Here is a 17,093-nt window from a genome sequence, read left to right on the forward strand (position 1 = left end):
GCGTGACAGGTCCCGATCGGCACGACGCCCATTACGCTGACGGCCATGGAAGCCCGCCCCACCTCGGCAACCGACCCGGCCGCCCCCGGACCGCGCCCGCGCCGCTCCGGCTACCGGCGGCTGCCGGTCGAACAGCGGCGCGAGCAGCTGATCGCGGTCGCCCTGGAGCTGTTCGCCGTCCGACCGCCCGAGGAGGTCAGCCTGGACGACGTCGCCGAGGCCGCCGGCGCCTCCCGGCCGCTGGTCTACCGCTACTTCGCGGGCGGCAAGCAGCAGTTGTACGAGGCCGCGCTGCGCACCGCGGCGGACGAGCTGACCGGCCGGTTCGCCGTCCCGTCGACCGGGCGGCCGTCCGAGCAGCTGGCCGCCGCGCTGGACGGCTACTTCGCCTTCGTTGCCGAGCACGACGCGGGCTACTCGGCGCTGCTGCGCGGCGGTTCGGTGGTGGAGACGGCCCGGACCACGGCCATCGTGGACGACGTCCGGCGGGCGGCGCTCCGGCGGACCCTGCGGCACCTGGGCGTACGGGAGGCCGGGCCGCGGCTGACCCTGCTGGTGCGCTCCTGGATCGCGGTCGTCGAGGGCGCGTCGCTGAGCTGGCTGGACGAGGGGCGCGCGCTGCCGGTGGAGGGCCTGCGGGACTGGCTGGTGGACCAGTTCACGGCGATGGCGGCGGCGACGGCGCTGCACGATCCGCAGACGGCGGAGGTGCTGGCGGGGCTGCTCGCGCTGGAGGGGCCGCGGGCGGAACGGGCCGAGCGGCTGCGGGCGGTGCTGGGCGGTACTCCCCCGGACGGGGCCTGAGGGCCTCCCGACCCCCGTGCCAAGGGTCGGGCGGCGCACGCCCTACGCCTTGCCGAGCACCTGGCGCTGCCGGCCGAGGCCGTCGATCTCGATCTCGACGACGTCGCCCGGGGCCAGGAACGGCGTGCCCGGGTGGCCCAGGGTGACCCCGGCCGGGGTGCCGGTGACCATCACGTCGCCGGGCTCCAGCACCATGAACTGGCTCGCGTAGCGGACGAGTTCCAGCACCGGGAAGACCATCTCCGCGGTGCTGCCGTGCTGCCGCCGCTCGCCGTTGACCCAGAGCCGCAGCGTCAGGGCCTGCGGGTCGGCCACCTCGTCGGCGGTGACCAGCCAGGGCCCGAGCGGGGTGAAGGTCTCCGCCGACTTGCCCTTGTCCCACTGGCCGCCGCGCTCGAACTGGAACGCCCGCTCGGTGACGTCGTTGGCGATCGTGTAGCCGGCGATCACGGCGGCGGCCTCGGCGTGCGAGTCCAGGTAGCGGGCGGTGCGGCCGATCACGATCGCCAGCTCGGCCTCGTAGTCGGTCTTCTCACCGCCGCGCGGCACCAGCACCTCGTCGTAGGGGCCGACCACGGTGGAGCTCGGCTTGAGGAAGATCACCGGCTCGTCCGGGATCGCGGCCCCGGCCTCGGCCGCGTGGTCGCGGTAGTTGAGCCCGATGCCGACCACCTTGCCCGGCCGGGCCACCGGCGCACCCACCCGCAGTCCGGCCAGGTCCACCACCGGCAACGCGCCGGCGGCCACCTCCCGGGCCAGCTCGGCGGTGTCCAGCCCGGCCAGGAAGGCCCCGTCGAGGTCGCGGGCCCGCCCGGAGAGGTCGTACGCGGTGCCGTCCTGGCCCAGCACGACCGGGCGCTCGGCGCCCGGGGGTCCGACGCGGAGGAGCTTCATCGATCCGTCACCAGCCTTTCGTCGCAGCTCACCGGGGCGGCGCGGACACCGCTCCCGAGTCTGGCAACGAGGTATATCAACGGCCCGGGCCGGTGGACCAGACCGTCCCGATGGGCGGATTCCCATCAAATCGCACGAAGGCACGGGGGCCCGAATAGGCGGCCCGTACGGTTGACAGACCTCCCGGTCCGGCGGATCCGCCGAGCCGGGAAGCACGCCCAGGGCGAACGTCCGTGTGCCGAGGCGCCGCAGGGCGCAGGATCCGGGCATGGAGATCACCCGGGTACGCGACGAGTTGCACATGATCACCCTGGAGTTCGGCACCGCCTACCTCTGGCAGGACGACCACGGACCGACCCTGATCGACACCGGCATCGCCGGGTCGGCGGACGGCATCGAGAAGGCGATCCGCACCATCGGACCGGACCCGACGGCCGTACGCCGGATCGTGCTCACCCACCACCACGAGGACCACACCGGCTCCGCCGCCGAACTGGCCCGCCGCTGGTCCGCCGAGGTGGTGGCGCACCGGCTGGAGGCGCCGGTGGTACGGCGCGAGCAGCCCGCGGTGCCGCCCGTGCTCAGCCCCTTCGAGCAGCAGCTGTGGGACGGGCTGCCGCCGATCCCGCCAGCCGAGCCCTGCCCGGTGCACCGCGAGGTCGAGGACGGGGACGTGCTGGACATCGGCGGCGGCGCCGTGGTCGTGCACGTGCCCGGGCACACCGACGGCAGCATCGCCCTGCACCTGCCCGGGCCCGGGGTGCTGTTCACCGGGGACCTGGTGTCCAACGTCCGGGGGCGGACCGGGCCGGGGGTGTTCCACACCGACCCGGCACTGGCCCTCGCCTCCTTCCACCGGCTCGCCGCACTGCCGGTGGAGACCGCCGTCTTCGGGCACGGCGACCCGATCGCCGCCGGTGCCTCAGCCGCGCTGCGCGCCGCCGCCGAGCAGCACCCGCAGGTCTAGCGACGGCCCCTGGCCCGGGCCGAGCCGCTCGGCCTCCCCCCGCCAGTGCGCGAGGTCGCGCCGCAGGTCGGCCCGGGCCTCCGGGGCGGTGCCGGGCTGCTCGGCCAGCGCCTCCAGCAGGGCGACGGCGGCGGCCCGGCGGCCGGCCCGGGCCAGCCAGAGGGCCAGGTCGTGGCAGGTGCGCAGGGTGCGCGGGTCGGCCGGGCCGCAGGTCCGGGCGAAGTCGGGGACGAGCTGGAGCAGCATGTCCACCGCGTCCCCGGGCCGGCCCTCGGCGCCGTGCTGCCAGGCCTGGTCGGCCCGCCGGCGCAGCTGCTCCGGGCTCGGCCCCGGCCCCTGCACCCCGGGGCGGACGGCCCGCAGCCGCTCCAGCACCTCGGCGGCGTCGGCGGGCCGGTCCGCGGGCCGCTTGGCGAGCAGCCGGGCGACCAGCTCGGCCAGCGCCGGGTCCGTGCCGCGCACCCGGGGCGGGGTCTCGTCCATGTGCTTGCGCATGTACTCGTACGGCGAGTCGGCGCGGAACGGCCGCCGGCCGGTGCTGACCTCGTACAGCATCACGCCGAAGGCGTAGAGGTCGGCCCGGCCGTCCACGGTCCCGCCGGACCAGCACTCGGGCGCCAGGTACGGGACGGTGCCGACCACGCTGCCGGTGGAGGTGAGCCCGACCGACTGGGTGAGCAGCCGGGCGATGCCGAAGTCCAGCACCTTGGCCCGGCCCCCGCCGTCCAGGATCATGACGTTCTCCGGCTTGATGTCCCGGTGGATCACCCCGCTGCGGTGCGCGACGTCGAGCGCCTCGCAGACCTGGGTCATCCAGGCCAGCGCCAGTCCGTGCTCCGGCTGTCCGTCCTTGAGCACCGCGGACAGCGGGCGGCCGCGGACCAGCTCCATCACCAGGTAGTGGACCTCCCCCTCGACACCGGCGACCCGGCCGTAGTCGTGCACCGTGACGATGTGCGGATGGGACAGGTTCCCGGCCAGCTTGGCCTCGCGGACGAACCGGCCGACGGCCTCCTGGTCGGCCGCGTGCTCGGCCAGCAGCAGCTTGACCGCGACCGGCCGGTCCAGCACGGTGTCGGTCGCCCGCCAGACCACGCCGAAGCCGCCCTTGCCCAGCCACTCCTCCAGCCGGAAGCGACCGCCGAGCACCTCACCCTTGCGCATGCCCTCCCCCAACGTGCCCCCGCCCGAACGGCGTTCGCCGTCGGAGGGGTCACCATAGCGGCGGGCGGGGACGAACGGGTGAACGACGGAGGCCCCGGTGTCACAGCTCGGTCCGGCGTGGTGTCACGCCTTGGGCTTGGGCAGGCCCACCGGGTTGATCTCGGAGGTCTGGACGGCCTCGTTCTCCAGGCCCCAGCGCTTGAGCACCTGCCCGTACGTCCCGTTCCTGATCAGCTCGTTGATCGCGCCGTTGAGCGCCTTGACCAGGCCGTTGTCCTTGTGGGTGGTGGCCGCGATCTTGCCGAGGACGTCCGCGCCGCCGCCCGAGTAGGTGCCGACCACCTCGGTCTCTCCGGTCTGCACGGCGTGGAAGGCCAGGCTGGGGTTGGGGCCGGTGTAGACGTCGATCCGGCCGGAGGAGAGCGCCAGGTAGTACTCGGTGCCGGAGAAGTACTTGATGTCGATCGGCTTGAGGCCGTTGCGGACGTCCTCCTCGCTCCAGGAGATCAGCAGCTTCTCCTGGTTGGTGCCGGTGGCGACGCCGACGGACCGGCCGGCCAGGTCCTTGGCACCGGTGACCTTGATCCCGCTGCCCTTCTTGGTCTCGAAGCCGAGGACGTCCAGCCGGTAGGTGGCGAAGTCGTACTTCTCCTTGCGCTCCTCGGTGACGGTGATGTTGGACAGGCCGGCGTCGTACTTGCCGCTGTCCAGGCCGACGAAGATGTTCTCCCAGGAGACCGGGTTGAACTCGACCTTGAGGCCGAGCACGTCGCCGATGAGCGAGGCGATGTCCGGTTCGATGCCGATGATCGTCTTGTCGTCGTTGGCGTAGAAGTCCAGCGGCGGGGTGGTGCCGATCGAGTCGACGACCTTCAAGGTGCCTCTCTTCCGGATCTCCTCCGGGACCAGCGCCGCGATCGCGTCGACCTTGGCCGTCGAGACCCGGTTCTGCTGCGGCGACAGGTTCACCACGGTGCCGTTCGGCGCCGTGCTGCCCTTGGCCGGGGCGAGTTCCGCCGAGGCGCCGTTCGCGCCGCTGCCGCAGCCGGCCAGGACGAGGGCGGCGGCGAGCGAGCCGGCGGCGGTCACGAGGGCGCGACGGGGTAGGGACATGGCGGAACTCCTGCTCGGGTGAAGGGGGTTCGGGGAGAGGGGGCGGTAGCGGACGGCGGGGTGGGCAGCGGGGGTGCTACAGCACCTTGGCCAGGAAGGCCCGGGTGCGCTCCTGCCGCGGACGGTCCAGGACCTCGGCGGGCGGGCCCTGCTCGACCACCACACCGCCGTCCATGAAGACCACGGTGTCGGCGACCTCGCGGGCGAAGCCGATCTCGTGGGTGACCACGATCATCGTGGTGCCGCTGCGCGCGAGGTCCTTGATGACGTCCAGCACCTCGCCGACCAGTTCGGGGTCGAGCGCCGAGGTCGGCTCGTCGAACAGCAGCACCTTGGGCTCCAGGGCCAGCGCCCGGGCGATCGCCACCCGCTGCTGCTGGCCGCCGGACAGCTGCCGGGGGTAGGCGGCGGCCTTGTCGGCCAGGCCGACCCGCTCCAGGAGCGCCAGCGCCGCCGCCCGGGCCTCGGCCCGCGGGCGGCCCAGGGCGGCGATCGGCGCCTCGACCAGGTTCTCCAGCACGGTCAGGTGCGGGAACAGGTTGAAGTTCTGGAACACGAAGCCGATGCCGGTGCGCTGGCGCAGCACCTCGCGCTCCTTGAGCTCGTACAGCCGGTCGCCGGAGCGCCGGTAGCCGATCAGCTCGCCGTCGATGGCGACGTGGCCGCGGTCCAGCTTCTCCAGGTGGTTGATCGCCCGCAGCAGGGTGGACTTGCCGGAGCCGGACGGGCCGAGCACCACGGTGACCGAGCCGGCCGGGACGTCCAGGTCGACCCCGCGCAGCACCTCCAGCCGGCCGAAGCTCTTGTGCAGGCCGCGGACCTGCACCATCGGGGCGGCCCCGGCCGGGTCGGCGCGGTCGGCCGCAGGGGTCGGGTCGGCCTCGGTCGGCGTGGTCACGGGGTCCCTCCGGGGGTGCGGGCGTCGGTACGGGTGGGCAGGGTGCGGAGGAAGGCCCGCAGACGGTGCAGCGGGCCGGGCGGCGGGGTGCGCCGGGAGCCGCGGGCGAAGTAGCGCTCGACGTAGTACTGGCCGACCGACAGCACCGTGGTCAGCACCACGTACCAGACGGTGGCCACCATCAGCAGCGGCACCACCCGGCCGGTCCGGCCGTAGATCACCTGGGCCTGGTAGAAGAGCTCGCCGATGGCCATCACGTAGACCACCGAGGTGCCCTTGAGCAGCGAGATCACCTCGTTGGCGGCGGCCGGCAGGATGCCCCGCATGGCCTGCGGCAGCACGATCCGCCAGGCCTGCCGCCAGCGCGGGATGCCGAGCGCGGCGGCGGCCTCGCGCTGGCCGGCCTCCACCGCGATGATGCCGCCGCGGATGATCTCGGCGGCGAACGCGGCCTGGTGCAGCCCGAGGCCGAGCACCGCGGCGCCGAGCGCGCCGAGCACCCCGACCGTCTCGAACTCGCCGAAGGTCGGGCCGAACGGGATGCCGAAGCCGAACCGCTTGTAGAGGTAGGAGAGGTTGAACCAGAACACCAGCTGGACGATCAGCGGGATCGAGCGGAACACCCAGACGTACGCCCAGGCGATGGTCCGCAGCACCGCGCTGCGGGACAGCCGCATCCCGGCCACCACGGCGCCGAGCACGAAGCCCAGCACGGTGCCGTAGGCGGTGAGTTCGAGGGTGCGGCCGATCGCCTGGAGGATGGTGTCGGCGGTGAAGTAGAGGCGGAAGGTGGCCCAGTCCCAGCCGGGGTTGGTGGCCAGGCCGTGCAGGAACTGGAGCAGGACGACGAGGGCGGCCGCCCCGGCCGCCCAGCGCCACGGGTGCCGGGCGGGGACGGTCCGCAGGCCGGCCAGCTCGGCGGCGTCGAGGCCGGGGCCGGTCGCGGGGCCCGGACCGGTCGCGGGGTCGGGGCCGGGGGCGGCCGCGGGTCTCGGCCGGGACGGCGGTGCCGGGGTACTGGTGGTCATCGGAGGACTCCTTCGACAGGCCCTGCGGTCACGGGTGTTCGGGCGGACTGATCTGCGACTCCTTGATCGCCGAGTCGGCGAGCCCCCACTTGCGGAGGATCCGCTCGTACGTCCCGTCCTTGATCAGCTGGTTGACCGCCGCCTGGAAGGCCGGGGTGAGCGGGGAGCCCTTCTTGAAGGCGAAGCCGACGTCCAGGCGGTGGAACTCGTTGAGGAAGCGCACCCCGGCGGCCTCCTGCGCGGCCTGGTGGCGCAGTCCGTTGATGGTGGACATCTCGACGTCCACCCGGCCCTGCTGGAGGCCGGTCAGCAGGGCGCCGCCCTCGCTGAACGCCTTCACCTCGTACGGCTTCTTCCCGGCGTCGGTGCAGACGTTCTTCTTGTTGTTGAGCGTGGTCTCGAAGGTGGTGCCGGCGCCGGTGCCGATGGTCAGCCCGCAGAGCTGGGCCAGGTCGGTGACCGGCTGGACCGACGTGTTGTCCTTCTGCACCGCGAAGCCCTGGCCGTCGTCGATGTAGGTGACGAAGTCGATGGTCTTCAAGCGGGCGGTGGTGACCCCGAAGTTGCCGGTGCCGACGTCGAACTTGCCGCTGTCCAGGGCGGGCAGGATGGTCTCGAAGGCGGCGTCCTGGCGCTGCACGGTCAGGCCGAGGACCTTGGCGACGGCGTCGGTGAAGTCCACGTCGACCCCGACCGGCTTCTTGGTGGTCTGGTCGGCGTAGTAGGCGCTCGGCGGGGTGCCGAAGGACGAACCGAACTTCACCACCCCGGACCTGCGCACCTCCTCGGGCAGCAGCGCGGCGGCGGCCTCCGACCTGCCCACGCCGGAGACGACGTCCTCGGTGGCGGTGGCGGCCGGTCCGCCCGCCCCGGCCGCGCCCGCGATCTTCGGGTCCGAGCCGCACGCGGCCAGGGCCAGGACCGGCAGCAGCGCGGTGGTCGCGAGGAGGCGGCGGCGGACGGTGGTGGTTCTCACGGGGGGCCTTTCAGTGGGACGGGACCAGCACGGGCAGGGGCTTCTCGAAGGGGAGCGGGCCGATGGTCAGGGGATCGGCCGCGACGTCGAACAGCGGGGTGTAGCCGGCCGCCAGGTAGAGGCCCTTGGCCTCGGGCTGGCGCGGGCCGGTGGTGAGGTAGATCCGGCGGTAGCCGGCGGCCGCAGCGGTCCGCTCCAGTTCGGCGAGCACCCGGCGGGCCAGGCCCCGGCGGCGGTGGGCGGAGTGGGTCCACATCCGCTTCACCTCGGCGGTCCGCTCGTCGTAACGCTTGTACGCGCCGCCGGCCACCGGCTCGCCGTCCTCCAGCAGGAGCAGCAGCACTCCGTGCGGCTCGGCGAAGGCGTCGTCCGGGTAGCGGGTCATCTCCTGGTGGGCCTCGGGGCCGTAGCGGGTGACGTACTCGTGGGTGAGCTCGCGCAGCAGCGGTGCCACCAGCGGGTCCGCCAGGGTGACCCGGCGGAACTCCCACCCCGGAACCGGGCTCACGCCTGCACCGCGATCAGCTGGTGCCGGTCCCGCTCGGCGCGGGCCGCCGCCTCGGCCTCGGCCTCGGCCTCGGCCTCGGCCCTGGCCGCGTCGCGCTTGGCGACCTCCTCGCGGACGATCGGGATCACGTACCGGCCGAAGTCGATCGCGTCGTCCAGCAGGTCGTAGCCGCGCGCGGAGAGGATGTCCACGCCGAGGTCGTAGTAGTCCAGCAGCGCCTGGGCGACCGTCTCCGGGGTGCCGACCAGCGCGTTGGAGTTGCCGGCCCCGCCGGTGGCCGCGGCGGTCGGGGTCCACAGCGCGCGGTCGTAGCGCTCGCCGGCCTCGGCGATCTCGATCAGCCGCTGCGACCCGGTGTTCTCCGGGGCCCCGCCGACCGGGCGGCGCCTGGTCACCGGCTCCCCGCTCTCCCGGCGGGCCCGGATGGCGGCCACCGTGCGGTGCGCCTTCTCCCAGGCCAGTTCCTCGGTGGGCGCGATGATCGGCCGGAACGCCACCTGGATCCGCGGCAGGTCGCTCCGCCCGGCGGCCCGGGCCGCCTCGCGCACCCGCTCGATCTGCTCGGCGGTGCGGGCCAGCGGCTCGCCCCACAGGCAGTAGATGTCGGCCTCGGCCCCGCCGGCCGCGTAGGCGGCGTCCGAGGAGCCGCCGAAGGAGACCGCCGGGCGCGGCTGCTGGACCGGGAAGACGTCGGAGACGAAGTCGTGGAAGCGGTAGTGCGGGCCCTCGTGGTCGAAGGGCTCCCGGCTGGTCCAGGCCTTCTTCACGATGCCGATGTACTCGCGGGTGCGCTCGTAGCGCTGGTCCTTGGTGAGGAAGTCGCCCTCGCGCTGCTGCTCGTGGTCGGTGCCGCCGGTGATGAAGTGGACGGTCAGCCGGCCCTCGCTGACCTGGTCGAGGGTCGCGAAGGTCTTGGCGGCGAAGGTCGGGTAGGACACGTTCGGCCGGTGGGCGAGCAGGATCTGCAGCTTGTCGAGGCGCGAGGCGAGGAAGGCCGCCGCGGCCGCGGGCTCCGGGGAGCCGGAGCCGTACGCGAAGAGCACCCGGTCCCAGCCGTGGTCCTCGTGCGCCCGGGCCAGCCGCAGGGTGTAGTCGCGGTCGAAGGCGGCGGTGGTGCGCGGGGTGGTCTCCGAACCGTCGCCGGTGGCGGCGATGCCGAGGAATTCGACGGGCATGGCGGAACCTTTCGGGTGACTGACTCCGGCGGGCTGCGGGTGGGCAGGCCGGAGGCGGCCGCGGCGGGGCGCGGCCGTCGGGCGCGGGGCGGTGGAACGGGCATGCGGTGGCGCGGACGCGGGAGGAGGAGCGCGGGAGGAGGAGCGCGGGAGGAGGACGGACGCGAGCGGAACTGCCGGAGCGCAGAACGAGGGCGGTGGAGGCGAGGCGGCAGCGTGCGCCTGACGATCCGTCAACTACCGCGACGGACCATGGTTCCCGGCCCGCGACGGGGCACACCGAGGGAGGTCTCCCCGAAGGGATTCAGGGCCGGACGGGCGGCCCGCTGCCGGGTCAGCCGCGACACGCCGCGGACCACACCCGACCGAAGTCGATGTGGTCGCGGGTGACCAGGGGCTGCTCGGCGTACATGGCCTCAAGTTGAGCAGTCGGCCGAGCGGTACGTCAACCGTGCATCATTGCCGCACTGTTGCGATCTCCTGTCGCTTCTCCCCCCACCCCCGGGCGGCCCCGACCGCGCCCCGGCCGGCCCCCGATCACCCTTGACAGCCGTCGATCGCGCATGCGTACGATCGACGCGGAGTGCAGTGCGCTGCGCCGGACGCGTTGAGGGACGCGGGCCGGTGCCCGAGGGCCCGTACGTGATCACACCCGTACCTCTCCCCGCCCGCACTCCGCCCAGGAGCCGCCGCCATGGCCACCCCGCAGGACGTCCTGCCCGCCCCCGCACCGGTCCCCGTACCCGCACCCGCCCTCGCCCCCGCCCTCACCGGGAGCCCGCCACCACCCCCCGAGGCCCGGATCGTCGCCCGCCGCAGGCCCGGGCAGTGGATCGCCGCGGCCGTCGCCCTGCTGCTGGCCGCGATGGCGGTCGGCTCGGTGGTCCGCAACAAGGCCTTCCAGTGGGACGTGGTCGCCGAGTGGTTCACCGCCCGGTCCGTCCTCGACGGCCTGACCCTCACCCTGTGGCTGACCGCCGTCACCCTCGCCCTCGGCTTCGTCCTCGGCACCGTCCTCGCCACCATGCGGCTGTCCACCAACCCGGTGCTGCGCACGCTCAGTTGGGGCTACATCTGGATCTTCCGCTCCACCCCGCCGCTGGTGCAGCTGCTGTTCTTCTTCAACATCGGCGCGCTCTACCCGACGCTCGGCCTCGGCATCCCCTTCGGCCCCGAGTTCGTCACGGTCAAGACCGTCAACCTGATCGGCCCCACCCTGACCGCCGTCATCGGCCTCACCCTGCTGGAGAGCGCGTACGCCGCCGAGGTGATCCGCGGCGGCATCCTGTCCGTCGACCGCGGCCAGCTGGAGGCGGCCGCCGCGCTCGGGCTCGGCCGGTGGCGGGTGCTGCGCCGGATCGTGGTGCCGCAGGCGATGCGCGCGATCGTGCCGAGCGCCGGGAACATGCTGATCGGGGCGCTCAAGGGCACCAGCATCGTCAGCGTGCTGGCCGTCTCCGACCTGCTCTACTCGGTGCAACTGGTCTACCTGCAGTCCTACCAGGTCATCCCGATGCTGATGGTCGCCACCCTCTGGTACCTGGTGGTCACCACCGTGCTGTCGATCGGCCAGTACTACGTCGAACGCCACTTCGCCAGGGGCGCCAGCCGGGACGGCCTGCCGCCCACCCCGCTGCAGCGCGCCCGCGCCGCCCTCGCCCGGGTGGTCCGGGCATGACGACGACGCTCGTGATCGTCGGCGCCGGGCCGCGCGGCACCGGACTGCTGGAGCGGATCGCCGCCAACGCGGCCGAACTCCTGCCCGCCGACCGGCCGTTGGAGATCCACCTGGTCGACCCGTACCCGCCCGGCGCGGGCCGGATCTGGCGCCACGACCAGTCCCCGCTGCTGCGGATGAACTCGATGGCCGAGGACGTCACCATGTTCACCGACGAGCGCTCCACCGTCGAGGGCCCGGTCCGCCCCGGCCCCTCACTGGCCGAATGGGCCCTGCGGCAACGGGAGTTCGCGCCCTACCGGGAGGTCGCCGACCCGGCCGTACGGGCCGAGCTGAGCACCCTGGCGCCCACCGACTTCCCCACCCGGCGCGCCCAGAGCGCCTACCTGGACTGGGTGTTCCGCCGCGCCGTCGCCGACCTGCCGGCCCACGTCACGGTCACCGTCCACCGGGCCACCGTCCGGCGGATCGACGGACCGGCCGACGGCCCGCAGACCGTCCACCTGGACGGCACCACCCTCACCGCCGACCACGTCACCCTCACCCTCGGCCACCTCGACTCCGCCCCGCACCCCCGGTACGCCGAGGACGCCGCCTTCGCCGCCCGGCACGGCCGCTTCCACCTGCCACCCGCCTACTCCGCCGACGTCGAGGCCGAGTTGGCCCGGATCGCCCCCGGCGAGCAGGTGGCGCTGCGCGGCTTCGGCCTGGCCTCCGTCGACCTGGTCGCGATGCTCACCGAGGGGCGCGGCGGCCGCTTCGAACCCACCGGGGACGGGCCCGCCCTGCGCTACCTCCCGTCCGGCCGCGAACCGGTGCTGCACCTGGGCTCCCGGCGCGGCGTGCCCTACCACTCCAAGACCGACTACCGGCTCCAGGGGCCGCCCGCCCCGCTCCCCCGGTACTTCGACGCGGCCGCCGTGGACGCCCTGCTCGCCACTGGCCGACCGCTGCGGCTGCGCCGTGACGTCTGGCCGTCGATGGCCAAGGAGGTCGGCTTCGGGCACTACCACGAGCTGTTCCACGCCCACCCGGAGCGCACCGCGCTGCCCTGGACCGCGTTCCTCGCCCGGTACGACCGGCACGACTGGTACTCCCCCGAACTGGCCGCACTCGTCGCCGAGGCCGTCCCCGACCCGGCCGACCGGATCGACTTCGAACGGCTCGACCACCCGCTGGCCGGGCTCGAACTCGGCTCCGCCGAGGAGCTCCAGACCCACCTGCGCGCCTACGTCACCGCCGACGCCGACCGCCGCGCCGACCCGGCCCACAGCGCCGACCTGGGCGCCTTCCTCGCCCTGCTGTCGCTGTTCGGCCAGCTCCCCCGGATCCTCGCCTCCGGCCGGCTCACCGCCCGCTCGGTCGCCGAGGACGTCGACGAGTGGTTCTTCGGCTACTTCAGCTTCCTCGCCTCCGGCCCGCCCGGCTTCCGGCTGCGCCAGCTGCTCGCGCTCTCCGAGGCCGGGGTGGTGCGCTTCCTCGGCGCGGGCGTACGGATCGAACGGGACGAGGCCACCGGCACCTGGCGGGCCTCCGGCGCCACCGTGCCCGGCCACACCGTCACCGCCACCGCGCTGGTCGAGGCGTACCTGCCCAAGCACGCGCTGGCCCGCACCCTCGACCCGGTGCTGGACTCGCTGCACCGCACCGGGCGGGTCGCGGAGGAGGTGGTGAGCGACGCGGAACACACCCACCGCTCCGGGCTGGTCACCATCGACCCCGCCGACAGCCGGCTGATCGACCCGGCCCTGGACGGCGCCCCGCACCCGCGCCGCACCGCGCTCGGCCCGCACACCAGCCTCCGGGCGGCCGCCGCCTTCGCCCGGCCCCGCACCAACGCCCCGGGCTTCCGCCAGAACGACGCCGCCGCCCGGGCCCTGCTCCGTGCCCTGGCCGCACTCCCGGCGGCGGCCCTGGTGGGGTGAGACCCGGGGGGCGGAGCGGTGGCCGGTCCCCGGGGGGTCAGGAGTTCAGGGGCCGAGGATCTCCGCCACCAGGTCCTCGTCCGTGACGAAGGGCGGCGCGGAGATCACCCGTTCCCCGGCCCCCTTGACGCCCGTCCCGCGCTCCAGCTCGCGCACCAGCTCCGGGACGGGCTCCTGGCCGGCCTTCCGGATCCACCCGACCAGCCCCAGCACCCGGTCGCGGTCGATCCGCGCCCGCCAGGCCCGGGCGAGCCGGTTCGGCCCGCGGTGGGACCGGGCCCGCTGCCGGTACTCCGCCAGGTCCAGCCGGGCCTGGGTGCACCGCCGGTCGGTCGGGCCGAAGGCCTCGACCAGCTGGGGCAGCAGCTCCTCCAGCCGGGCCGCCGCGCCCGCGAAGTCGCCCCGCCCGGCCTGGCAGGCCGCGAGGTCGGCCCCGGCCTGGAGGACGAGCGGACCGCGCGGGCCCTGGGCCGACCTCAGCGCGGGCAGCAGCGCGGTGAGCAGCCGGATCGCGGTGACCGGGCGGCCGCACTCCCGGACCAGTGCGGTCAGCGCGTACCGCGCGTCCAGGGTGACCGGATCGATCGGCCCGGACGCCGAGGTCAAGTCCTCGATCAGGCCCTCCAGTTGCCGGACCCCCTCGGCCTGGCGGCCGGACCTGCCGAGGCACCGCGCGAGGTCCCGCCGAGCGGCGACCACCTCCGGATCGGCCCCGCCGAGCGCCCGTACGGCGGCCTCCACCACCGGTCGCAGCTGGTGCGCGGCCAGCGCGGGACGCTCGTCCCGCGCCGTGCGCACGACCCGCTCCAACCGGGCCCGGACGACCGCCGCGTCCTCGACCGGCACGGGCGGTTCGACGGGGCGCCCGATCTGCCGGGGAGCCGGGTACAGCAGCGCGGGCCGCCCCACCGGCCGGAGCCTCGGCTCCCGGGCCGGAGCACGCCGCCGGACGGGCGCGGACCGCTTCACCGGCGCCGCTCTCGGGGCGGCCGGCTCCGGGGCGGCCGACTCCAGGACCGTCGGGTCCGGGGCAGTCGCTTCCGGGGCAGCCGAGTCCGACCCGACCCGGTCGACCGGTGTCGCCGTCGGCGGCAGCTCCCGGCCCTCCGCCAGGTCCGCGAAGCACCGGGCGACCGTCCGGGCATCGGCCGGCCGCTCCGCCGGCTCCTTCGCCAGCAACCGGCCCAACAGCTCGGGGAGCCGGAGCGGCAGACCGTACTTCACCGGATCCACCGCCGGGGGCGGCTCGTTGAGGTGCTGGTACATCAGCACCGGCGTCGAGTCCCCGGTGAACAGCCGCTTCCCGGTGAAGAGTTCGACCAGGACGCAGCCCAGCGCGTAGAGGTCCGCCCGCCCGTCCACCCGGCCGCCGGTCCACCGCTCCGGCGCCATGTACGGCGGGCTGCCGATCACCGTTCCGACGGTGGTCAACCCGCTGGCCCCGACGTCCAGTTGGGCGATGCCGAAGTCCAGCACCTTGGGCAGGCCGTCCTCGGTGATCATCACGTTGTCCGGCTTGATGTCCCGGTGGACCATCCCCGCGTCGTGCGCGGCCGCCAGCGCCTCGCAGATCTGCCGGGCCCAGCGCAGGCCCACCTGCGGATCCGGCCGGCCCTCCCGGATCACCTGGGTCAGGGTGCGGCCGGTGAGCAACTCCATCACCAGGTAGGTGACCTGCTGCTCGTCGGCCTCGCCGTGGCCGAGGTCGTGCACCGTGACGATGTGCGGGTGCGACAGGTTGCCCGCCGCCGAGGCCTCCCGGGCGAACCGCAGCGCGGCCTTCGCCTGGTCGCCGTCGTCGTGCCGGATGACCTTGACCGCCACCGGCCGCCCGACCCGGGTGTCCTGAGCCCGCCAGACCACCCCGAACCCGCCCTGGCCGAGCTTCTCCTGGAGCTCGTACCGGTCGTCGAGGACGTCACCGACCCGCACCTGCCCTCCCCCCATCGGCTGTGTACCCACCGACTCTAGCGAGCGGCCCGGGCAGCGGCCCGCCCCGCCCTCAGGGACCGAAGATCTCCTCCACCACGTCCTCGTCCGAGACGTGGTCCGGCGCCTCGAACACCAGGTCGGCGACGCCCTTGAGGCCGATGCCCCGCTCCAGCGCGCCGACGCAGGCGGCCGCCTCCTCGTCGGTGCCGAAGTCCCACACCCGCAGCCGCCGGACCAGCACCAGGGCCTCGATCGGGCTCATCCGCGGCGCCCGGCGGCGGTGGCCGCCGCCCTTGCGGCCGGTCTGCGCCAGCCGCTGCTGGTAGCCGGCCAGGTCCTGCCAGGCCTGGACGGTGCTCGGGTGGTGGTCGCCCAGGGCCCGGGCCAGTTCGGGCAGCAGCCCGTGCAAGTGCACCACCGCGCCCTGGAGGTCGCCCCGGTTGGCCTGGTGGACGGCGAGGTCGTGCCGGGCCTTGAGGACCCGGCCGTCCTGCGGGCCCCAGACCGCGGCCAGGTCGGGCAGCAGTTCGCGCAGCAGCCGGACCGCGGTGACCGCCGAACCGCTCTCGCCGATGCACCAGGCGAGGTGGTAGCGGGCTCCGAGAGTGTCCGGGTCGGTCGGGCCGAGCGCGGAGCGCATGTCGGCCACCACGCTGGAGAGCAGCCGGATCGCGCCGTCCAGGTCCCCGGTCCGGCTGAGGTACCAGGTGAAGTCCCGCCAGGCGCCCAGAGTGTCCCGGTCGGCCGCGCCGAGCGCGGTGACGCTCTCCTGGGCGACCGCCTGCAGCAGGATCGCCGACTCGCCCGCCGTCGCGGCCCGGTACGCGGCCGCCCGGCGCTCGCGCAGCCCGGCCCGGACGGCGTCCTCGGACGCGGGGGCCGCGACCACCGGCGGGGTGGTCAGCGGGGACAGTACGGAGGGCGCCGCAGGAATCGCGGGAGCCGCGGGAGCCGCGGGCGGCACCGCAGGCGGCGAAGGCACCGAAGGCACGGGCCGCGCCGGCGGTACGACCGGCGGCACCGCGGGCGGCGCGGGCGGCACGGCCGGAGCAGCGGGCACAGCAGGGACGATGGGCGCAGCAGGGGCGACGGGCGCAGCAGGCGTGGCCAGCTCGGCGAGCCGCCGCTCGACCGTCCGGGCGTCGGCCGGCCGCTCCGCCGGCTCCTTCGCCAGCAGCTCCGCGACCAGCCCGGCCACCTGCGGCGGCAGCCCGAACCGGGCCGGGTCGAGCGCCGGGGGCGGCTCGTTGAGGTGCTGGTACATCAGCACCGGCGTCGAGTCCCCGCCGAACGGCCGTGCCCCGGTGAAGAGTTCGACCAGGACGCAGCCCAGCGCGTAGAGGTCCGCCCGCCCGTCCACCCGGCCGCCGGTCCAGCGCTCCGGCGCCATGTAGGCGGGGCTGCCGACGATCGTGCCGGTGGTGGTCAGCCCGCCGGCGCCGGTGTCCAGCTGGGCGATGCCGAAGTCCAGCACCTTGAGGTGCCCGGCGTCGGTGATCATCACGTTGTCCGGCTTGATGTCCCGGTGCACCATGCCCGCGTCGTGCGCGGCCGCCAGGGCCCCGCAGATCTCCCGCCCCCAGCGCAGGCTGAGCGCGGGCTCGGGCGGTCCGGCCCGGAGCACCTCGGTCAGGGTGCGGCCGGTGAGCAGCTCCATCACCAGGAAGGTGACCTGCTGGTCGCCGAGTTCGCTCTGCCCCAGGTCGTGCACGGTGACGATGTGCGGGTGCGAGAGGTTCCCGGCCGCGCAGGCCTCCCGGACGAAGCGCAGTGCGGCCTTCGCCCGGTCGCCGCCGTGGTGCCCGATGACCTTGACCGCCACCGGTCGCCGCATCCGGGTGTCCTGGGCCCGCCAGACCACTCCGAACCCGCCCTGGCCGAGCTTCTCCTGCAGCTCGTACCGGCCGTCCAGAACGTCCCCGACTCGCACGCGCCCTCCCCCTCCCGTGGTGACGCCCAGACTCTACCGACGGCCCTCCCCACCCGACGGCCCTCCCCACCCGACGGCCCAGGTGGAAGGATGGGGAGGAG

The 17,093-nt window shown here is 74.5% G+C and carries 14 protein-coding genes; 4 read left to right on the forward strand and 10 right to left on the reverse strand.

The annotated features are described in order from the left end of the window. Positions 1 to 45 precede the first annotated feature (45 nt). On the forward strand, positions 46 to 804 hold the full coding sequence (locus ACFC1T_RS28430) for a TetR/AcrR family transcriptional regulator (protein ID WP_375893006.1): 759 nt from the start codon (positions 46 to 48) through the stop codon (positions 802 to 804). 42 nt (positions 805 to 846) lie between these two features. On the opposite strand, the gene ACFC1T_RS28435 is transcribed toward ACFC1T_RS28430, so the two are convergent. Next, positions 847 to 1,698, reverse strand: a complete 852-nt coding sequence (locus tag ACFC1T_RS28435) for a fumarylacetoacetate hydrolase family protein (protein ID WP_375893008.1) — start codon at positions 1,696 to 1,698, stop codon at positions 847 to 849. Between the two features lie 268 nt (positions 1,699 to 1,966). On the opposite strand from ACFC1T_RS28435, the gene ACFC1T_RS28440 reads away from it, so the two are divergent. Beyond that, a complete protein-coding gene (locus ACFC1T_RS28440) occupies positions 1,967 to 2,665 on the forward strand; it encodes an MBL fold metallo-hydrolase (RefSeq protein ID WP_375893010.1) in 699 nt (232 codons plus the stop codon). On the opposite strand, the gene ACFC1T_RS28445 is transcribed toward ACFC1T_RS28440, so the two are convergent. The 7 genes from ACFC1T_RS28445 to ACFC1T_RS28475 all read right to left on the reverse strand — a co-directional run bounded on the left by ACFC1T_RS28445 (position 2,621) and on the right by ACFC1T_RS28475 (position 9,527). After that, positions 2,621 to 3,829, reverse strand: a complete 1,209-nt coding sequence (locus ACFC1T_RS28445; RefSeq protein ID WP_375893012.1) for a serine/threonine-protein kinase — start codon at positions 3,827 to 3,829, stop codon at positions 2,621 to 2,623. The two genes, ACFC1T_RS28440 and ACFC1T_RS28445, sit on opposite strands and share 45 nt — an antisense overlap. A gap of 123 nt (positions 3,830 to 3,952) precedes the next feature. Continuing rightward, positions 3,953 to 4,942, reverse strand: a complete 990-nt coding sequence (locus ACFC1T_RS28450; protein ID WP_375893013.1) for a transporter substrate-binding domain-containing protein — start codon at positions 4,940 to 4,942, stop codon at positions 3,953 to 3,955. Between the two features lie 76 nt (positions 4,943 to 5,018). After that, a complete protein-coding gene (locus ACFC1T_RS28455; protein WP_360233704.1) occupies positions 5,019 to 5,771 on the reverse strand; it encodes an amino acid ABC transporter ATP-binding protein in 753 nt (250 codons plus the stop codon). 65 nt (positions 5,772 to 5,836) lie between these two features. Continuing rightward, positions 5,837 to 6,868: an amino acid ABC transporter permease gene (locus ACFC1T_RS28460; protein ID WP_375893014.1), complete on the reverse strand. Its 1,032-nt coding sequence runs from the start codon at positions 6,866 to 6,868 to the stop codon at positions 5,837 to 5,839. Positions 6,869 to 6,896: 28 nt separating this feature from the next. After that, a complete protein-coding gene (locus tag ACFC1T_RS28465) occupies positions 6,897 to 7,844 on the reverse strand; it encodes an ABC transporter substrate-binding protein (protein ID WP_375893016.1) in 948 nt (315 codons plus the stop codon). A gap of 10 nt (positions 7,845 to 7,854) precedes the next feature. Beyond that, positions 7,855 to 8,352 (reverse strand): GNAT family N-acetyltransferase, encoded by a 498-nt coding sequence (locus tag ACFC1T_RS28470; protein WP_375893017.1) that lies wholly within the window; start codon positions 8,350 to 8,352, stop codon positions 7,855 to 7,857. Further along, positions 8,349 to 9,527, reverse strand: a complete 1,179-nt coding sequence (locus tag ACFC1T_RS28475; protein WP_375893019.1) for an LLM class flavin-dependent oxidoreductase — start codon at positions 9,525 to 9,527, stop codon at positions 8,349 to 8,351. The genes ACFC1T_RS28470 and ACFC1T_RS28475 overlap by 4 nt, the downstream gene beginning before the upstream one ends. Before the next feature lie 694 nt (positions 9,528 to 10,221). On the opposite strand from ACFC1T_RS28475, the gene ACFC1T_RS28480 reads away from it, so the two are divergent. Both ACFC1T_RS28480 and ACFC1T_RS28485 read left to right on the forward strand, forming a co-directional pair. Next, on the forward strand, positions 10,222 to 11,205 hold the full coding sequence (locus ACFC1T_RS28480; RefSeq protein WP_375893021.1) for an amino acid ABC transporter permease: 984 nt from the start codon (positions 10,222 to 10,224) through the stop codon (positions 11,203 to 11,205). Beyond that, complete coding sequence (locus tag ACFC1T_RS28485) at positions 11,202 to 13,130, forward strand: FAD/NAD(P)-binding protein (protein WP_375893023.1); 1,929 nt, start codon at positions 11,202 to 11,204, stop codon at positions 13,128 to 13,130. The genes ACFC1T_RS28480 and ACFC1T_RS28485 overlap by 4 nt, the downstream gene beginning before the upstream one ends. Positions 13,131 to 13,175: 45 nt before the next feature. Here the strand turns inward: ACFC1T_RS28485 and ACFC1T_RS28490 are convergent, their stop codons facing one another. Beyond that, complete coding sequence (locus ACFC1T_RS28490; RefSeq protein ID WP_375893024.1) at positions 13,176 to 15,062, reverse strand: protein kinase; 1,887 nt, start codon at positions 15,060 to 15,062, stop codon at positions 13,176 to 13,178. 70 nt (positions 15,063 to 15,132) lie between these two features. Further along, on the reverse strand, positions 15,133 to 16,992 hold the full coding sequence (locus ACFC1T_RS28495; protein WP_375893026.1) for a protein kinase: 1,860 nt from the start codon (positions 16,990 to 16,992) through the stop codon (positions 15,133 to 15,135). Between the last annotated feature and the right edge of the window lie 101 nt (positions 16,993 to 17,093).

The organism is Kitasatospora sp. NPDC056076 (genome assembly GCF_042266305.1).
Lineage (GTDB): Bacteria > Actinomycetota > Actinomycetes > Streptomycetales > Streptomycetaceae > Kitasatospora.